This is a genomic window from Listeria rocourtiae subsp. hofi, assembly GCF_963575615.1.
GTDB classification, from domain to species: Bacteria; Bacillota; Bacilli; order Lactobacillales; family Listeriaceae; genus Listeria_A; species Listeria_A hofi.
Window position 1 is genome coordinate 90,878 of record NZ_CAUYTL010000001.1, and the last position, 19,728, is coordinate 110,605.

Below are 19,728 nucleotides of genomic sequence, written 5' to 3' on the forward strand. Positions count from 1 at the left end.
AGAAAGCCTTGCTACGTCTACAAAAAGGGATTTATACATACCTTTCTAGTAATTCTAAAACAAGGAGTGATGAACTTTGTGGCAAGTTGTTCGTGTAAAAAATATTGTATTCATCTTACTCGGAACGACGATTTATGGATTTGGACTTGTCAACTTCAATATTGCGAATGATCTTGGCGAGGGAGGGCTGACGGGTATCACCTTGTTGCTCCTACATTTCGTAGGTATCGATCCCGCGTATTCGAATCTTATTTTAAATATTCCGCTCTTTTTTATCGGTTGGCGTATTTTAGGGAATCGGGCGCTTATTTATACGATCGTCGGAACAATTGGATTGTCACTGTCCTTATGGGTTTTTCAGCGTGTTCCTTACCGACTTGATTTGCATGACGATCTTTTACTCGTAGCACTTTTTGCTGGTGGCTTTACTGGAATCGGGCTTGGATTTGTCTTCCGGTACGGTGGGACAACAGGTGGTAGTGATATTATCGCCCAAGTACTGCACCGAAAAAAAGGCGTGAGTATGGGAAGAACTCTATTCGCCGTTGATGCTATTGTTTTGGCGCTTTCATTGTCTTATTTAGATGTTCGCCAAGTGATGTATACGCTTGTTGCGGTTTTCATTGGCGCTCGCGTGATTGACTTTATGCAAGAAGGAGCCTATGCTGCCCGTGGTGCACTGATTATTTCTGCCCATAATGACAAGATTGCTGAAAATGTTATGCTAGCGATGAATCGTGGCGTGACAGTACTTGAAGGGCGTGGAGGCTTTTCAAAAAAAGAACAAGATGTGTTGTATATTGTTGTCGCTAAAAATGAAATTGTGCAGTTGAAAAATATCGTCAACGCTACCGATCCACATGCTTTCGTTTCCGTTTCTGTTGTCCATGATGTGATGGGCGAAGGGTTTACGTTAGATGAGAATAAGAATCCTTTAGTTTGAAAAGCGAAATGCTGAAACAACCCGTTTAGCCTTGACAGAAATTATTAGGGGGCTTCCGAAAGAGTCCTCCTTTGACTTTTTCGGAGGCCACAAAATTTTCGAGAGGCTGGCTGTTGAAGCTGGATCCGGAGGCGCTGAACATGATGCAACCCATGGATTACATGCTCACTTCTTTCTCATACATAGTGAGGCTCTAATTCAACTAAGGACGCTTCTCAAGTGCCTCAACAATAACTGCGTTTCACTATTAATTCTATAATATAGGCCTTATTTAACGTCTAAGAGCCACTGATGGATTACATGCTCACTTCTTTCTCATACATAGTGAGGCTCTAATTCAGCAAAGGACGCTTCTTAAGTGCCTCAACAAAGGAGCCTAAACCCATGGAAAAAATACTCATTGTAGAAGATGATCCAAAAATCGCAACTTTATTACAAGATTATTTACGTAAATACAATTTGGACGCCCATATTACAACTGATTTTGACGATGTGATGCCACTTTTCGAAGAACTAAAGCCCCACCTTGTCTTACTTGATATTAATTTACCTAAATATGATGGATACTTCTGGTGTCGCAAAATTCGCGAAACTTCAACCTGCCCTATTATCTTCATTTCAGCACGAGAAGGGGAGCTAGACCAGGTCATGGCCCTTGAAAATGGTGCCGATGATTACATCACTAAGCCGTTCTCCTATCAAGTCGTCATCGCAAAGGTTCGTGCTCAGCTTCGACGCGTCTATGGCGATTTTGCCAACCAATATCAGGAGCCTGAATTTCACGAAGGCACACTTTCCTTTTACCCGCTAAAATTCACAATTGAACGCGCTGGCAAAACACTCGAGCTTAGCAAAAATGAGGCCAAACTACTCGAAGTCATTTGGCGAACTGCTCCAAATGTTGCAAATCGCGATCTCCTTTATGAAGAAATTTGGGATGAGGTAACATTTATCGATGACAACACACTTAGTGTCAATGTTGCTAGACTTCGCAAAAAGCTACTAGATCTTGGTGTTCGAGATTCAATTAAATCTGTTCGTGGCTACGGTTATCAATGGGTCTATAAGGAGGAATCTTGATGCGCTTATTTCTTCGTAGTCATATTTCTCTCCTATTATTCACACTTATTCTTGCACTCGCAACAGTAGGTTTATTCTGGCTAGATGGTTACAAAAACACTCGCCTCATTATCTACGTCTTATTTCTATGGATAACTCTTAGTATATTTTTCTTAGCTATTCGTTACGCGGGATATCGCCGTGTTTATAAACGGCTAGAACAAGCAGATATCGTAGCCTCCGAATTCCATCTAGACGAAGGTTCATCATTTAGCCGAGCTTTCGAATCTTATTTGGCTAAGCAATATCATGCCTATCAAATCGACTTACAGAAATGGCGAGCCAAAGATGCGGATCGCAATATTTTTATCAATCAGTGGGTGCATCAGATGAAAACACCTGTATCGGTTATCGAATTAATGACACAAAACCAATCTGATCCAACGCTTCGAAGTATTCAGGAAGAAACTGATCGCATCCAACAAGGGCTTGAGACTGTCCTTTATACGCTAAGGCTTGAGACATTCGAAAATGATTTCGTGGTTGAGCGCACAGATTTAAAAACACTAGCGTCCGAGGCCATCAACGAACATAGACGGCTATTTATTAGACAGCATCTTTATCCAAAAATCCAAATTGATTCTGATCTCTTTCTAGAAACAGATAAAAAATGGTTTGTTTTTATGTTAGGACAGCTTCTATCCAATGCGATTAAATACTCCCCCGAAAAAGGCAGTAATATCGAAATTAAAGCCACGAAAGAAGCTCGTGAATATGCCTTATCCATACGTGACTACGGTATCGGTATTGAAAAAGCTGACCTCGCGCGTGTATTCCGTCCTTTTTTCACCGGAGAAAACGGTCGAAAATTTCAACAATCAACAGGAATGGGACTTTTCCTCGTATCAGAAATATGTAACAAACTCGGTTATCAAATTTCCATTGAGTCTGAAATCGATGTCGGCACAACTATCCTGATTCGTATACCAAGTAGCAATTAAACTTACAGCAACGTAAGATTTTGTCATAAGAATCGATACAAACCTGCCTGCTTTATTTGCTACACTAGCCCTATCAACAAATAAGGAGGTCTTGTTATGACGCTTTTAAAAGTAGAGCAAGTCAACAAAATATATACAGGGAACGTGCAGTATCAGGCAATTTCTAATTTAGATCTGGCCGTGGAAAAAGGTGAATTTGTCGGGATAATGGGTCCTTCAGGGAGTGGAAAAACAACATTGCTTAACATGATTGCCACGATTGATCCACCGACTAGTGGCACGGTGCAAATCCATGACGCTAATCCATATACCCTTTCGTTTGATAAACTAGCAGAATTTAGACGGAAGGAGCTTGGCTTCATTTTTCAATCCTTTAATTTATTGGATACGCTGACTGTGCGTGAAAATATTTTGCTACCACTCACATTGGATGGTACGCCACTCGCGACAATGAATGAAAAACTGGCTATTATCGCAGAAAAATTGGGTATCACAGCAATTTTAGATAAACGAACCTATCAAATTTCAGGAGGAGAATCGCAACGAACAGCTGTCGCACGCGCCGCGATTCATGAACCGAAGCTATTTCTAGCCGATGAGCCTACTGGTAATTTGGACTCTAAAAATAGTGAAGAAGTCATGCAGCTTCTAAGCCGACTAAACAAAGAAGAAGAAGCGACTATCTTGCTCGTAACACATGATCCACAAGCAGCTTCTTATTGCGATCGTGTTGTCTTTATTAAAGATGGTTCGCTATACAATGAGATTTATCGTGGAGATAATACGGCTGTATTTTATCAACACATAATGGACACATTGACGCTACTAGGAGGAAAACAGCATGTCATTCCGCCAGTTCGTCATTAATAATGTTCGTCGTAATCCGAAAGTTTATGGCCCTTATTTCTTTACTAGTTTTTTCGCAGTAATGATGTTTTTCACCTATGCTTTGCTAATTTTCCATCCCGAATTTAAAACAAATATTGATTCTTCCAGTGATACAATGAGCTATTTCGCCATGGTAGGGTTTCAAATATCACAAGTCATTATCGTCATTTTCTCAGCGTTCGCGATTTTTTACGCTGTTAGTACGTTTTTAAAAACGCGAAAAGCAGAGTTTGGGCTCTTACTTATTCAAGGAATCAACAAGAAGCAACTTGTTAAATTAATTTTTTGGGAGAATATGCTAGCCGGGCTTTCTGCAGTTATTTGTGGCGTTATCTTTGGCTTTATTTTCTCAAAAGTAATTTTACTAGTCTGCTCTAAAATTTTAGCGTTAACAGAAACATTACCCTTTTACTTGCCATGGAAGCCGATTTTACTTACAATTGGTATTTTTGGACTTCTATTTCTTATCGTTTCCTTCGTGACGTCTTTTACAATTCGTGTCAACAATCTAAAAGCGCTACTCCTCTCACAGAAAGAACCTAAAAAAGAAATAAGAGCAGCGTGGTATATCGCGCTCCTTGCTTTGGTACTAACTTTCACAGGATATGGCATTGTACTTTTTTTCACAAATCGGGAATACTTCTCTCTCACTCCAATCTTTATTGGCGTCATTCTAGTCGTGGTTGGGACGTATTTCTTATTTAGCCAGTTGCTTGTTTTTGTGCTAACACGTTTGCGGAAGCGCCAATCGTTCTTTTTCAAGCGAACTAATTTGCTTACTTTTTCTGAGTTGATTTATCAGATGCGCGATAATGTCAGCACCTTTTTTATTGTAGCTGTCATTTCGGCAACTGCAATTACGGCGATGGGAACAAGCTCAGCGATTGGTAGTAGCGGGATTGCAGAAATGTCAGAAAACCCTTATGCGATTACCTATACAGCTTTTGGACAAGATAAAGTTCACCCCGATATTATTTCATACACAAAAAAGCTGCTTCAACAAGATGATACACGCACTTATAAACAAGCAAATGGTCATCTTTTTACTGTGGTCAATGCCAACAACAATAAAAGTTTCACTTTCTTATCTGTCGAGGACTACAACGAGTTGATGAAATTAAGAAATGAGAAAGAAATCCAAATCCCCGTCGGCAGTGTGGCTTTACTTCCCAGCCTAAACTTTAATCCTAGAGAAGGGATACCGAAAAGCATGACGATTCAACTAGAAACTACAAAAATAACGCTGCCCGTGGACCGAGCAACGCCAATTAATCGCTTTTTGTCTAATTATGAGAATATAATGTTAGCTAATAAAGCGGATATTGATACGATATGGAAAACTGCGCAAAAAGCTAACAAAAATCCGGATGAGAATTTTAATTCTATTCAGGCTTATAGTATTTTCCATACCAATGATTGGGAAGAGACAGCGGTCATTGGAAAGAAACTCCAAACTTATATTGGAGATTGGAATACTAAAAACCAAGACACCGAAACAGGAGAATATACCAATTTTGAATCACTCGCCCTGCAATGGCAAAACATACAACAACTAAACGGCATACTTCTCTTACTCACTGTTCTTTGCGGTGCTGTATTCTACACATTTTCGGCAGGTTTCATTTACTTACGCCTGCATAGCGATTTGAAACGAGACGAGCAGCAATACAAAATGCTCTTCAAAATTGGTTTAACTAAACAGGAATTGCATAAAATTGTAGCAAGGCAGTTACGTATTATGTTCTTCTTACCACTTTTTGTAGCCGTTATTCATTCACTTGTAGCATTCGTTGCACTACAAAATTTACTTGATTTCAATATTTGGCAAAATGTTGGTATCGTGATTGGCATTTTCATTGTTGTTCAAGCTATCTATTATTTCTTCGTGAAATGCCAATACTTGAAACAGCTTCGTCGCATCATGAAGTAATAGCATTATTCGGATCAAAACCGGTAATATCTGTTTTCGGTGTCTTCCCTTGAATCAAATCAACAAGAATTTTGGCAACATAAGGCCCTGTTGTGAGCCCCGATGAGCCCAATCCATTCGCTACAAAAATATGCTTGGCAGTCGGCAAGGCTCCAATAACTGGCGTGAAATCTGGTGTAAACGGTCGTGTACCTACCCGGATTTCCGCCAATTTTGCATTTTTCACAGCCGGAGCAAAACGCGCAACTTCTGTTATAATTTCTATCGTAGCCGCTTTGGTTGCTTCTAAATCAAATCCACCTTCATTCTCGTGTGTAGCTCCGATAATCACTCGACCATCGTCAAATGGCACAATACTTTTGGCACTTGGTGGCAATACGACCGGCCAATCATTTGTATCCGTATCCTCCAATTGAAGATGTAATAATTGCCCTTTTTGCGGATGAATCGCAGCTTTTAAACCAATCGGTTGTATTAATTCTGGCAACCATGCACCAGCTGCGAGAATGATTTTATCAGCAAAGATTGTCTGATTTTCCGCTATGACTACAGTCGACTCCCCTTGCTGTTTGAGATGTGCCTTAGCGCGAATAATTTTGGCACCATATTTTTCTGCTCCGTCTGCCAATGCTAAAACCAGTGATTTCCCGTCTACACGTGCGCCCCCGCTCACAAAAACAGCTCCAAATGCTTCATCTACAATTGGAAATTTCGCTTTCGTTTCGGCTTTTGATAAGCGTTTGATTTCACCTATTTCTGGCGCTTCCACACGACGGCTAAGCGCAATTTGTTCAAGCTCGTCTAACTTCGCTTCGTCTTCCCGTAAACAAAGCGCTCCGACCATTTTGTACCCTGTATTTCGCGTCGTATCTTGCGCTAATTCTTGTATCAATAATGGGTAATAATGGGCGCTATCTTTTGCTAACTCATACCATACTTTGTTTCGACGTTTTGATAGCCACGGACAAACAATACCAGCAGCTGCAAGCGTTGCCTGACCTGGTTCCTTTTTATCGATAATAATGACTTCTTTTTGTTGTTTAGCGAGTAAATACGCAGCTGTCATTCCTACGATTCCTCCGCCAATAATAACGATTTTCTCCATTTTATGTACCCACCTCACTCTCCTCATTATACAAATTCCGAACATTTCTGACAAGCGCAGGGAAATTAGTCGATTTTTTAGCTACTTCTAGTGTAAAATATAAACAAGATAACTAAAGGAGTAGGATGCAAAATGATGAATGGATATACACGCTTACATGACCCATTGCAAAATAAGGGAACAGCTTTTACAACTGAGGAACGAAAAAAATGGCGATTGGATGGCTTGATTCCTGCAACAATCGAAACATTAGATCAGCAGGCGGCTCGAGTTTATGGGGCCCTACATTCGAAAACAACACCACTTGAGAAACATTTATTTTTGATGGCGCTTTATAATGAGAATCGGACTTTGTTTTATAAAGTGGTAATTGATCACGTAACGGAATTGATGCCCATTATTTATACACCAACGATTGGTGATGCTGTGATGGACTATCATAAGAATTGGGAAAACCCGCAAGATGCGATTTTCCTACAAGCAGATAGCACGCTCGATTTAATCGCTATTTTCAACAATAATGTGCCAAACCCAGATAACATTAAGATGATTGTAGTTACTGATGGAGAAGGAATTTTAGGCATTGGAGACTGGGGCTTAAACGGCGTCAGCATTGCGATTGGAAAACTGGCTGTGTACACAGTTGCCGCTGGACTTGCGCCGGATTGTGTGTTGCCGATTGTTATTGATGCAGGAACAAATAACAAGGCATTACGCGAGGATTCATGCTACCTTGGAAGCAAGTCGCCACGTTTAGAAACGACTGTATATGATGCTTTTATCGCTCGATTTGTAGATGCTGTTAAAGTTTGTTTCCCCAAAGCAGTCCTTCATTGGGAAGACTTTGGCCGTGATAATGCGAGTCGGATTTTGGAAATGTACCGTGAACAATTATGTACGTTTAATGATGATATTCAAGGCACAGGGGCAATGGTCGTCTCTGCTGCACTTGCAACAACACGTGTTTCTCAAATGCCGTTAAGCGAGCAGCGCATTGTTATCTTTGGGGCTGGGACAGCAGGTATCGGTATTGCGGATCAATTGGTCGCCGAAATGATGGTAAACGAAGGATTAACTGCTGAACAGGCAAAATCTCGTTTTTACTTAGTTGACCGGCCTGGCTTGCTTACTTCCGATTTACCAGACCTTACTTCTGGACAGAGAAAATATGCGCGGGATGCTGGCCAATTCTCAGAACAGTTGACGCATTTACAAAGCATTGTGCAACACATAAAACCAACGATGCTTATCGGGTGTTCCGGTGTGACAGGAGCTTTTTCAGAGGAGATTGTACTAGAAATGAATCGTCATGTTGAGCGCCCGGCCATTTTGCCATTATCCAACCCAACAAGACTCGCGGAAGCTACTGCGCACGATTTAATTACTTGGACAAAAGGTCGCGCCCTCGTTGTCACTGGAAGTCCATCAGAACCAGTTTTATACGATGGCAACACCTATTTTATCGGCCAAGCCAACAACGCCCTACTTTACCCAGGATTAGGTCTAGCGGCAGTTATTACTGAGGCACGTGAAATTACGAATGATATGTTAGCAGCAGCTAGCCATGCGGTCGCTACACAAGTCCAAGATATTCATACAATTGGCGCAGCTTTATTACCATCTGTCGCAACTTTACGCGAAACCTCCCACGCCGTGACACTGGCTGTTGTCGAAAAAACGATTGAGTTAGGTTTAAATAGACGTACCATTTCGGATCCACTGGGAGCAGTAAACGATGCTATCTGGATTCCTGAGTACAAGGAGTGAACGCTTATGTTAGATGCAATGTTAAAAAAGCTAGTCAGCGATGGCATTGTGCCTGGAATCTCATACGCCATTATCACACCTCACCGTACGAAACAACACGTGATTGGGATGAAACAACTACTCCCTGAAAAAGTAATTTTAGAACCTGATGCAGTGTATGATATTGCATCCTTAACGAAAGTAATTGCGACAACAACGCTTATTTTGCAGCAAATAGAATCTGGAAACCTGGAACTATCCGATAAAGTACAGGGCTTCTTACCAGATTTTCGCTACTCGGAAGTTACTATTTTACACCTTCTAACTCATAGTTCGGGATTAGCAAAAAATATTCCGGCGTACACAATTGAATCCAAAGAAGATGTATACCAATATTGTATGGCAACACCGCAAATGACTCCTGCTGGAACAGATGTCACGTATGCGGATGCTAATTTTTTGTTGCTCGGTTACATCATCGAACAGCTTGGTGATGACATAGAAACCCAAGTCACACGCAATATATTGACGCCACTCGGCTTGGAAAATACAAGCTATCATCCCGATTCACCACATACCTGCGTCCCAACCGAAGATCACCCCAGTCGTGGTCTAATTACAGGTATTGTACACGATTTCAAGGCATGGCAAATGGACGGCATTTCCGGCCATGCTGGTTTATTCAGTAATCTTCCGGATCTGATTCGTTATACAAAAGCACTACTTCATGATGGCGCACCAATTCTTACAGAAGAAAGCATCATCCGTATTGCTAAAAATTACACACCTAATCTGAATCGTTCTCGCGGCCTTGGTTGGGATTTAGTCCCATCTGGCGACCATTTTGCCATTTACCACACTGGTTTCACTGGTACTTTTATGGTTATCGATTTGTTTCACAAAAATGCATTAATTGTCCTCACAAACCGCGTTCATCCAAGTCGGGATAATACGATTTTTCTAGAACGCCGTGATCAAATCGTAGCGCAATTTATGCAAGATTTAGGAGGGAAAATATGACGATTGAAGAATATCTTGATGATATAGCTCCCGATAAAAAAGAAGCTTTTGCTCAGTTAATGCATGTAGTTGATATAAATATTCCAGAAGGGTTTGAAAAAGAATTACAATATGGGATGCCGTCCTATGTCGTTCCGAAGTCACGCTATCCAGATGGCTACCACTGTGATCCTAATATATCTCTTCCCTTTTTCGCCATCGCAGCGCAAAAGCAGCACATCTCTGTCTACCACATGGGACTACAGGGTAATGCCCCACTTTTAGAGTGGTTCCAAGCGGAGTATCCTACTCATATGACAACCAAGTTAAATATGGGTAAAGGTTGCATTCGTTTCACAAACCCAAAGAAAATCCCATACAAACTTCTTGGCGAGCTAGCTAGTAAAGTCACTGTAGATGACTGGATTAAGCAATATGAAGCAACATTGAAAAGATAAAAAGAGGCCTAGCGTGATGAGTCGTCACAATCTAGGCCTCTTTCTTCATAAAATAACTATCCTAAAATTCCTAACATGGAAAGTATCATTCCAATTACCATAATTGCTAGTATAATCGCAACTGCATTCTTAGCACTTTTTCTTTTTAATAATACGTAGATTAGTACGGTCACTAATAACGGAAAGAAATTTGGCATAATACCATCAATCATCTCTTGCAGTTTAAACGTAGATTTTCCAACAGAATATTCAATTGGAGTCGTTATTTTAACCGTAGAAACAATTAGCGACCCTACGACCATCATTCCGACAACATTCCCCATCGTTGAAATCCTTCTTAAAATATTACTACTATTATCCCCCGTCAATAATGCTGATCCCTTATTATAGCCTAAAAACAAACCTTTATATTTTATTGGCCATATGGTTGCACTAAATAAGATAAAGAAAAGAATTGGACCAAAAGGATTGCCTTCAATCGCTAAGCCAGCACCAATACTCATGTAGATAGGAACTACTGTCATGGCTAGTAAACTATCTCCAAGACCAGCAAGTGGTCCCATTAAACCTGTTCTAACAGAAATTACAGGTTCTTTTTCGACTTCGGTTGTCTGCTCTTCCATTGCCATCGTTATCCCTAAAATCGGCCCATACACATACGGATTTGTATTAAAAAATTCCAAGTGTCTTCTGATTGCTTCTACTCGTTCTTCCTTTGGGCGATCTGCATATATTCTTTTTAATGCTGGGACTACCGAGTAATACGCACCTAGAGCCTGCATCCGTTCAAAATTACTCGAAGCCATCAAAAAATTAGATCGGATAAACGCTTTATTCAAATCGGATTTCGTGATTCTTTGTTCATTTACCTCACTCATTAAAGATCATACTCCTCATCTATCGTTGAATTCACTGTCTCGTTTTTCTCTTCGTTTTTATTAATAATTAAATCATATATTACAGCAAAACAAATACCTATTATGGAAATAGGAATTGTTCCTAAACCAAGATATGCTGCAAATACAAACCCTAAAAGTAAAAATATCCACATGTTTTTCCCCATCATCATCATGAGTAACATTCCCATACCTACTGCTGGAATGATGCCCGCTGCAACGGTTAAGCCATCAAAAACTTGCTCTGGAATAAATTTTAAAGCTGATTCGACTGCTGGGCCACCGAAATAAGAAGCGACAAATACCGGAATAGCTCCTGCAACAAAGCTTAAAGGAATACCTAATAAATTATAGCGGGCTACTTTATCGAAATCTCCTGTTGCTACAGCCTTATCCGCCCGATGAATCCAAATAATATTTAATGTGTTAGTCAGCATGATGATTTGTTGACACAATAGTGCTGTTGGAATAGCAACTGCTAGTCCTGTCGCCAAGCCGCCACCAGACATAATTGCAATCGCGACACCAATAATGGATCCAGTCGCTTCATTTGGTGGTATGTAGGCCCCAATAGCTGAATTGGCTAGCCACATCATCTGTAATGTACCACTAATAATTAAGCCAGTTGTTATATCACCCATGATGATACCTGCTACCGATCCTGCTATGAGCGCTTTTGGAGTACCAAACCAAAAAGTTCTTTCATCAACGGTACAAATTCCAGCCCATAGCGCTAATAAGATACATTCAAAAAGCATCTATTATTCCTCCTTCCCTAACAACTCAGCAAGTAAGATTGGTTTATCTGCTGGAATCATTTGAACAGATACATCAACCTGTAACTCTGATAATTTTTTTAAAGCTACTTTATCTTCTTCGGTTAATGAGATTGATTTGGTGTATTGCTTTCGTTCAGGAGTATATTTCATCCCACCTAAATTTAGTTTGGAAAAAGAAACCTCACCTACTTTCAGCGCTAATACATCTTTTGGATTTGTCAATAATAGTAATGTTTTCCTCTTTATCTGAGTTTTCTTTGTTATTTGGATAAACTCTTCCACTCCAAAAGTCCGAACATTTACATCTTGCGGTGCCATCATATCAAAGACTGACTTTTGGACCTCATCATTCGCTATTTTATCGTTAATGATTAATATTTGCTCAATTTCTTTTTGCTTCACCCATGTTGTAACTACTTGTCCGTGAATCAAGCGATCATCAATTCTCACTAATTCAATCCCCACCTTAGAGGCCACCTTCCATTACTGTATTTTTTTTATTATTTTTTAACTCTGTCCAACTTAGCTTAGCTGTTTCTTCTATAATTTTTTTGATTTCTACATAATCTTGTTTTCTAGATGCAGATAATTCTAATAAAATGGGTAAATTTAAACCAGAGTAAGCAGTAATTTTTGCTTCTGGATATTTGATTAACATGCCCATAGCAGCATTACTCGGTGTCCCTCCATAAATATCACACACGATAATCGTACCATTCTCATGATTTAATTTTTTATAGGCCTCATCCATTCTTTGTGTAAAATCTGGCAAGTCCTCACCAGGGTGCAAAGATAAAGTATTCACATTGTTTAGTTTTCCTACAATCATTTCTAAACTACTTAGTGCCTCTTTAGCAAAATCCCCATGACTAGCTAAAATTAAAGCTATCTCTTCTTTCATTTCGCGTCCTCCTCTGTTATTATAAGTAAATGTTTACGATTCGATTAACCATCGCTCCCCACAATCTGATAGCTAATTACCAATTCATAAATCCCATCTAAAAGCTTTCTTTCTTGTGCCACAATCATTTTTTCTTTATTTTCTTTTACTACGTAGTCAATACCTAATGGAATATTAACCTTAGCGATATACAAACCTGGAGACTGTTGTTCCCACATCAAACTGATTATTCCATAGTGCGACGCGATTTGTCCGCTAATATCGTGTAATCCTTTTGCAAAAAAAGGCTGAATTGTTAATAAGCTATGATCTCCACTTAATTTCAGACCAACTAAATCTTTAATGAACCATGTGCTAAACGAAGAAAACATTGCATGATTGATAGATGATTTTTCTTGAACAGCAGTAGTAGGGGTTGCAGGGAAATATTCACTAAGAACCCGATTCCCACTTTCTAACATCCCCTGATAACTTTCTGTAGAATCAAGCGTTAACCATTTAAAAATATTCCTGTTTTGTCCTAATTCGGGTAAAATTTCATAAGCCCATGACATCCCGAAAATTCCCATCGTTAACATCCACTTTTTTTCTTCAAGAAGAGCTAATAAATTACGCTCCACCAGTTCTTTATTTTCATCAACCAATCCGCCATATAGCGCAAAAATATAACTTGATTGCGTGCCAGAAGCAAAAAATCCAGCTTCATGATAAAACTCTTCCACAATCTTATTTTTAACAGTTGCTATAGTATGATGCAATCGCTCCATGCGAATATTGTTTGGGTTCAACTTCTCAAATAAAGAACGATACGCTTGTAAAATAATCGCGTACATGGCGGCTGTACAGAAAAGCTGATCTGGAGTGTGTACTTTACCATCTATAATAACTGTATCACTTGAGCCCCAATCACCTAGGCAACAATATTTAATATAGTCATATTCAAAGCTTAGTAAGTAATCAATATGTTTTTCTAGATTGTTTTGATACGATTTAACAAAGGAGAACGATTGAAACCTAGTAAGTAACACGTGTGCTATTTTTGGAAAAACTAATTGCCAACCGATGGATCCTGCACCATTCGAAGGCCCGTGAGTCATTATTCCAACATAAGGTGCTGTTTGAGTAATGCCTCCATGTACAGTCTGATTATTCGCAAAATCAATAAAAACTTTTTCCAATAAATTCTGTACATCAAATGAAACTAATTGTGAATCCAGCAAAGCTACGATATCTCCACCATATCCAAACCTTTCCCGTGAGCAGTCTTCAAAGTAAGAATGTATATTGTTTAATTTGGTATTAATTCCAGCTTGCCATAACTCATTTAAGTCCTGATTGGAGGATGTGAACGTTGCTACTTCCTCTAGGTCTGTATGCACTTTATAAGCCACTAGATTACTAATTAACTGATCTGGAAATACTGCACAGTCCTCTACTTCTATTTTTAAATAGCGGAAAGAGTGGTAGGTATATTCGTTTTCAAAGTGAAGTATTTCATTTTTCGTTTTATAAATGCAATCTACTTGAATAATTGGATCATCATGATTTACTGATTTCGCCCCGTCATCTATCCCGTAAATTCCGCTAATACTTGTAGTGAAATCTAAATCTTGCGCAGCATCTATTGTTTCAGCAAAGCTCACCTTTAGCGCACCTAGAAACGATGGGCTAATATCCATAGCAATTTGCCCCGAAATCAGCTCAGTTACATCATAGATTTGTTCATTCCCCTGCTGCTTCACTAGCTTCGGTCTAAATGCTTTCTTTCGTCTTACTTTAGGTATTTTACTAGGCAGTAATTGACCGCTCGGGCCATGAATGATAACCGTTTGTGCTTCTCCTTTCTCCGCAGTGTCTATATACGTCTCCCCTATGTAGACATCATTGGCTAAGAACTGACCAAATTTCGCTTGCCAGTTTGAGTCTGTGTTTATTATTTCTTTTGTATTGCCTTCGTAGTTTATTGTCACCTGAGCTAGAAGACAAGGTTTCCCAATCGCCAAATGCTTCCGAACATTGTACTTCCCTAAAATATGAAGAGGTGCTGGATTATACCAACCATTTCCCAACTCCACTTGAATTATGTTTTCACCTTGCACAAGACTCTGACTAATGTCAAAAGTATCATAATAAACTGCATTATCATAATTTGTCACATCGCTCGTAAGATAGGTATCGTGTATACGTCTTCCATTGATTTTTAACGTATAATAACCTAATCCTGAAAGATCAATAAAAGCAGTTTGTGGCTTTTTTTCTATCCGAAACAAGCGCTCTAGAATAATCGTTCGCTCTTCTTTAAAATATTCATACTCTTTTTTGATTGGATTATCTAAGCGAGTAATCCAACTAGCCGCTTTGATTCTTGGGTTGATTGAATAGAATTCTTTTTCTAATTCGATTACTTGGCCAGTTCCATCTTCTATAAATAAGACAACAGTGAACCGCTCTCTATCCGCATGCAATAACGAAGCTGGGAGAGTAATCATTGTTCTTTTTTTACCCTCCTCTTGTTTTTTTTCGTGATAAATACACTTCCCATTATGCTTCACTTCTAATTGATAATGCATTTGACAAATATTCTCCTTACTCCAATCAATTACAATTTCTTTACAGATGTCAATTGCGAGTGGTGCGTTCAAACCATTTATTTTTACTTTATTTATTTTTTTCAAATGTACACCCCTTACTGTCTGCTATATTTTAAGCTCATCTTTACCACTGCTTTTTCTAGAGAAATAAAATCGATTAATAACAAATGATGCAGCCTACCATTGACATTTTCAGATGGAGTAGTTAAAGTAATGATAACGCTAACAAATTTATTGTAGCAAAATCCATCACATTTTATAATATCATTTTACGACAAATTGACTAACCGTTTTTTACCCAGGAAGGATTTTATTATGAAAAAAAGCGAAATAAATAATTATCTGCACCAACTAACAGAGCGAGAAAAACTGTACAAAAATAATCAAACATTGGAATCAGCGGATGAGTATTCTGATTTTGAGGTATATACGAATCCATCAGGGGACAGTATTTTCAAATATACATTTGAAAAGCATCTACAAAAGGCTATTGATTCCAACACGCACATATCAACACATCTACGTACTTCTCCACTCTTGGTCTTTAAGCATAATCGCTATGCATACACGCCTTTGCATTCTCATGACTTTATTGAAATTAACTATGTGTATAACGGCCAAGCCCATATCACTATTGACGGCACTACGCTTATATTAGAAAAAGGGGACTTATGTATTTTGGACACGGATGTTGTACATCGAATCTCCAATACTTCTGATTCTGATATTTTAGTGAATATTTTGATGAAAAAAGAGTACTTTTCATCAAATATGTTAAATCGTCTGGCCTCTAATAATATTATTTCAGAATTTGCAGTCCGATCTATTTCTGAAACCCATAGCCATGACCAATACATTATTTTTACCACCGAAGATAGCGAAATAATACAAGATGCAATGAATGGTTTATTAGTATATTATTTGGACCCAGTATCTTACTCACCAGACGCTATCGATGCTTACATGATTATCATTTTTTCTGAGTTATTAAAGTCCTATACACAAAAAAAATCATTAGAATGCCGTAGTACTAATCAGCAGTATATTGGCGATATTCTTCAATATATCGAGAAAAATTATGCAACATGTTCGCTAGCAGATGTCGCAGCTCACTTCAATTTCAATGCTAGCTATCTAAGTCGTTATCTCAAAAAGCAGACAGGTACCACCTTCATGAAAATGATTCAAGATATACGACTCAACCACGCTTGTGCGTTACTTAAAAATTCAACTTATTCTATCGAGGAAATTTGTCAGCAAATTGGCTATCGGAACCTTACCTTTTTTTATAAAAAATTCACCGCAACATTCCACTGTACCCCAAAAAAATATCGAAATAGCTATCGGAAAGTAGTGGAAGAATGATTTTCACTATTAAGTCTACAAAAAAGAAAGAGCTAGCTCATAATCCAAATAAATCGGCGACAAGCCGCTCGCACTGTTGGGCTGTTCGAATAAAATGAGTTACAGCACCAATATGCATGAGAGCAGAGCGAGCATATAACCCATCAGTGGCTGTTCAAAATAAGATTCGTTACAGTCTCAATATAAGCGTGCACAACAAGATACGAAACAAATACTCCCGCTCGTTTTTTGCAAAGCAAGATTCACACCCTACTCGAAAAAAGAATGTGTGATATCTTGCTTTTTTCATGTGAAAAAGTGTTTTATACCTACCTCTTCAAAATTAGCGCAATGCTGCATTATTTCCAGCCAAACGCCCTGTCACAAGCGCACACGTAATATTATAACCACCCGTGTATCCGTTAATATCTAGTATTTCGCCGCAGAAAAATAAGCCTGGCATTAGCTTCGATTGCATCTCTTTGGGCATAATTTCCTTCACAGAAACGCCACCACCTGTCACAAAGGCCTTCTCAAAATCTAGTGTCCCATTCACTTGGAATGTAAATTTCTTCAATGCTTCGATAAATGCCTGCCATTTTTTCTGTGCCACTGAGATACAATCCGCATCGATATCAATTTCCGCACGTTCCAATAAAAATACTAGCATTCGTTCTTGCATGATTGATTTCAGCGCATTTTTCACAGCCTTTTTAGGATTATCCTTCACAAATCCCATTACTTCATGTTCCAACGCTCCCTTTGCTACATCAGGAAAAAAGTCAATCATCATGGTCAATTCCGGAACGGCGAATTTTTTTAATCCTTGGATCACAAATTGACTACATCGAAGTGCTGCTGGTCCTGATACACCGAAATGTGTAAATATCATATCCATTTGGTGCGTGATAATCGGTTTTCCTTTTGGATTCAATACAGAAAGCGCCACGTCACGTAAAGAAATCCCTTGTAATACCCTACTTCTGATGAATGATTCACGCGAAGTAATTGGCACCTCTGTCGGATATAATTCCGTAATGGTGTGCCCTGCCTCTTTTGCCCACGCGTAGCCATCTCCGGTTGAACCAGTTCGTGGTACTGATTTCCCACCAACAGCTATGATAACAGCTGACGCGCCAATTTCCTGTCCATCCATCAGTGTAACCCCAGCAACTTGCCCATCTTGATAGTTCACGCGCTTTACCGGTGTTTTCATGTAAATCTTCACATGTAGCTTATCGAGCCTCGAAATCATCGCATCTGCAACAGAGCGCGCGCTGTCCGTTACGGGAAACATCCGTCCATGATCCTCCTCTTTTAATGCAACGCCTAGTTTTTCAAAAAAGGCAATGATATCTTCATTATTGAACTCCGAAAACGGGCTATACATAAAACGACCATTTCCCGGTATATTCTTAATAATTTCATCTGCTGGCTTACGATTCGTCACATTGCAACGACCGCCACCAGATAAAATCAGTTTTCTACCCAATTTTGGGCCTTTTTCAACGAGCAATACTCGCTTATTCTTCTCTGCTGCTGCGATGGCTGCCATAAGTCCAGAAGGCCCGCCACCGATAACAATGACATCAAAATCCATTATAAACCCCTTCTCCCCAACAAAAAACGCCCATCCCAGAGCGTCTTTTGTTACACTAATTTCGATTCATACCTGTAAAAATTAAAACCAATCTCAAAAGCTCTAAAACGGCTACTGCCATTGCTGCAACGTATGTCATTGCGGCTGCACTTAGCACTTTACGCGCTTGCGGTAATTCATCTGGCTCAACAAGACCGAGCTGATTAATCTGCACAAGTGCGCGTTTAGAAGCATCGAACTCAACTGGCAAAGTAATCAATTGGAACAAGACGCCGATTGCCATTAAAACAATTCCAATTAACATCATATTCGGCAATGTTGCCAACATCCCAATAATTAAGAACACCCATGAGGCATTCGAACTAAACATTGTAATCGGAACAAGCGCTGAACGAAAACGCATGAAGGAATAGTTCTGTGCATCTTGAATTGCATGTCCAACTTCATGTGCCGCTACCGCCGTTCCCGCAATTGAACGACCATTGAAATTCGCTGATGATAAGAAAACTGCTTTTTTACGAGGATCGTAGTGATCGCTCAATACACCACCTGTTTCTTGAACCGGAACATGAGACAAACCGTTCGCATCCAAAATTTGGCGTGCCACTTGCGCACCCGTCAACCCTGTGCGAATCGCAACTTTTGAATAATGTGAATACGTACTTTTCACACGGTATTGCGCCCATAATGGTATTAGCGCTACAATCAAAAAATAAATAATATACATTTGAATACTCATTCTATATCCCCATCCTAACTACTGCGTATTACTATTAATTATATAGGAGAAAGCGCCAAACCTCAACACTTTTTAGCCTTCATGAGGAAATTCTAATTTAAAAGCATTCTTTTTCAGCGTTTTTTCATAAACAGTCCATAGAACAAAAATCGTCAGCCAAAATGTACAATAACCGATCGTTGTCAAATAAACATCTAACCCTCCATAAATGGGCATCTGGCCAAATAAATAGTCAATGACATCATTATGTAAGACCCAAATCGCCGCAATCGCAAAATGCTCAAACTTAATGCGATAAAACGGAGCGTAAACAAGCCCCTGAATTGCCATCAAACCATGCGACGTCAACAGCATTAAGCTCATCATATCTAAATAACCCAGATTTATCATGTAAGCAATATTCATTCCAACTGCCCATAATCCATATTTCACTAAACAAACAAATGCCAATGCCTCCATTAATGGCCAATGTTTCTTTGCTAGCCAAGCCATCAATACAAATACAAAAAACAAAATTGCTGTCGGACTATCCGGTACAAAAATCCAAAACCGCGGTTCGGTAATTTTCAATTGAGGAATGTACCAAATGTATCCATATACAGCCCCCAATAAATTAACAAGGAACAATAATCGCAAAAACGACTTGTTCGCTAAGTAACGATACATCACACACCCCCATCTAAAACGCTCCCTCCTATAATACCAGAAAAGTTACGAAACTTAAATAAAAGCACCTGCCACATATGGAA

Annotated in this window: 18 protein-coding genes; 9 read left to right on the forward strand and 9 right to left on the reverse strand. The window is 39.2% G+C overall.

The features are described from left to right. Positions 1–76: 76 nt before the first annotated feature. The 5 genes from R8925_RS00470 (at position 77) to R8925_RS00490 (ending at position 5,821) form a co-directional block, all read left to right on the forward strand. Complete coding sequence (locus R8925_RS00470) at positions 77–943, forward strand: YitT family protein (RefSeq protein WP_430533977.1); 867 nt, start codon at positions 77–79, stop codon at positions 941–943. 384 nt (positions 944–1,327) lie between these two features. Then, on the forward strand, positions 1,328–2,023 hold the full coding sequence (locus tag R8925_RS00475) for a response regulator (protein ID WP_430533978.1): 696 nt from the start codon (positions 1,328–1,330) through the stop codon (positions 2,021–2,023). Further along, positions 2,023–3,003 carry a sensor histidine kinase gene (locus R8925_RS00480; protein WP_430533979.1) on the forward strand — a complete coding sequence of 327 codons (981 nt, stop codon included), beginning with the start codon at positions 2,023–2,025 and terminating at the stop codon, positions 3,001–3,003. Before R8925_RS00475 ends, R8925_RS00480 begins: the two co-directional genes overlap by 1 nt. Before the next feature lie 96 nt (positions 3,004–3,099). After that, entirely contained in the window at positions 3,100–3,870 is a 771-nt protein-coding gene (locus R8925_RS00485; protein WP_430533980.1) for an ABC transporter ATP-binding protein, read from the forward strand. Further along, the gene (locus tag R8925_RS00490) at positions 3,845–5,821 is read left to right on the forward strand and encodes an FtsX-like permease family protein (RefSeq protein WP_430533981.1); all 1,977 of its coding nucleotides are present in this window, start codon (positions 3,845–3,847) and stop codon (positions 5,819–5,821) included. The genes R8925_RS00485 and R8925_RS00490 overlap by 26 nt, the downstream gene beginning before the upstream one ends. Here R8925_RS00490 and R8925_RS00495 read toward each other — a convergent pair. Beyond that, complete coding sequence (locus tag R8925_RS00495) at positions 5,811–6,926, reverse strand: NAD(P)/FAD-dependent oxidoreductase (RefSeq protein WP_430533982.1); 1,116 nt, start codon at positions 6,924–6,926, stop codon at positions 5,811–5,813. The two genes, R8925_RS00490 and R8925_RS00495, sit on opposite strands and share 11 nt — an antisense overlap. A 132-nt stretch (positions 6,927–7,058) precedes the next feature. Here R8925_RS00495 and R8925_RS00500 point away from each other — a divergent pair, with 132 nt between their 5' ends. From R8925_RS00500 to R8925_RS00510, 3 genes are read left to right on the forward strand one after another with little or no spacing between them, the layout of a single operon-like run. After that, positions 7,059–8,693 (forward strand): NAD-dependent malic enzyme, encoded by a 1,635-nt coding sequence (locus tag R8925_RS00500; RefSeq protein WP_430533983.1) that lies wholly within the window; start codon positions 7,059–7,061, stop codon positions 8,691–8,693. Between the two features lie 6 nt (positions 8,694–8,699). Then, positions 8,700–9,692 (forward strand): serine hydrolase domain-containing protein, encoded by a 993-nt coding sequence (locus R8925_RS00505; RefSeq protein ID WP_430533984.1) that lies wholly within the window; start codon positions 8,700–8,702, stop codon positions 9,690–9,692. After that, positions 9,689–10,129 carry a DUF1801 domain-containing protein gene (locus tag R8925_RS00510; protein WP_430533985.1) on the forward strand — a complete coding sequence of 147 codons (441 nt, stop codon included), beginning with the start codon at positions 9,689–9,691 and terminating at the stop codon, positions 10,127–10,129. The genes R8925_RS00505 and R8925_RS00510 overlap by 4 nt, the downstream gene beginning before the upstream one ends. A gap of 56 nt (positions 10,130–10,185) precedes the next feature. On the opposite strand, the gene R8925_RS00515 is transcribed toward R8925_RS00510, so the two are convergent. The 5 genes from R8925_RS00515 to R8925_RS00535 are packed head-to-tail and all read right to left on the reverse strand — an operon-like array spanning position 10,186 to position 15,380. Further along, complete coding sequence (locus tag R8925_RS00515; RefSeq protein WP_430533986.1) at positions 10,186–11,007, reverse strand: PTS system mannose/fructose/sorbose family transporter subunit IID; 822 nt, start codon at positions 11,005–11,007, stop codon at positions 10,186–10,188. Further along, a complete protein-coding gene (locus R8925_RS00520) occupies positions 11,007–11,783 on the reverse strand; it encodes a PTS mannose/fructose/sorbose/N-acetylgalactosamine transporter subunit IIC (protein ID WP_430533987.1) in 777 nt (258 codons plus the stop codon). Before R8925_RS00520 ends, R8925_RS00515 begins: the two co-directional genes overlap by 1 nt. 3 nt (positions 11,784–11,786) lie before the next feature. After that, positions 11,787–12,269, reverse strand: a complete 483-nt coding sequence (locus tag R8925_RS00525) for a PTS sugar transporter subunit IIB (RefSeq protein WP_430533988.1) — start codon at positions 12,267–12,269, stop codon at positions 11,787–11,789. A gap of 1 nt (position 12,270) precedes the next feature. Beyond that, on the reverse strand, positions 12,271–12,705 hold the full coding sequence (locus R8925_RS00530; RefSeq protein ID WP_430533989.1) for a PTS sugar transporter subunit IIA: 435 nt from the start codon (positions 12,703–12,705) through the stop codon (positions 12,271–12,273). Positions 12,706–12,749: 44 nt separating this feature from the next. Beyond that, positions 12,750–15,380, reverse strand: coding sequence for an alpha-L-rhamnosidase-related protein (locus R8925_RS00535; protein WP_430533990.1), 2,631 nt, complete (start codon positions 15,378–15,380; stop codon positions 12,750–12,752). A 231-nt stretch (positions 15,381–15,611) separates the two neighbouring features. On the opposite strand from R8925_RS00535, the gene R8925_RS00540 reads away from it, so the two are divergent. After that, positions 15,612–16,661, forward strand: a complete 1,050-nt coding sequence (locus tag R8925_RS00540) for an AraC family transcriptional regulator (protein WP_430533991.1) — start codon at positions 15,612–15,614, stop codon at positions 16,659–16,661. A 322-nt stretch (positions 16,662–16,983) separates the two neighbouring features. On the opposite strand, the gene R8925_RS00545 is transcribed toward R8925_RS00540, so the two are convergent. The 3 genes from R8925_RS00545 to lhaT all read right to left on the reverse strand — a co-directional run bounded on the left by R8925_RS00545 (position 16,984) and on the right by lhaT (position 19,648). Next, positions 16,984–18,240: a BaiN/RdsA family NAD(P)/FAD-dependent oxidoreductase gene (locus tag R8925_RS00545; protein ID WP_430533992.1), complete on the reverse strand. Its 1,257-nt coding sequence runs from the start codon at positions 18,238–18,240 to the stop codon at positions 16,984–16,986. Positions 18,241–18,295: 55 nt separating this feature from the next. Further along, complete coding sequence (locus tag R8925_RS00550; RefSeq protein WP_430533993.1) at positions 18,296–18,979, reverse strand: zinc metallopeptidase; 684 nt, start codon at positions 18,977–18,979, stop codon at positions 18,296–18,298. A gap of 72 nt (positions 18,980–19,051) precedes the next feature. Continuing rightward, entirely contained in the window at positions 19,052–19,648 is a 597-nt protein-coding gene (lhaT, locus tag R8925_RS00555) for a lipoprotein heptaprenylglyceryl N-acetyltransferase LhaT (RefSeq protein WP_430533994.1), read from the reverse strand. Positions 19,649–19,728: the final 80 nt, after the last annotated feature.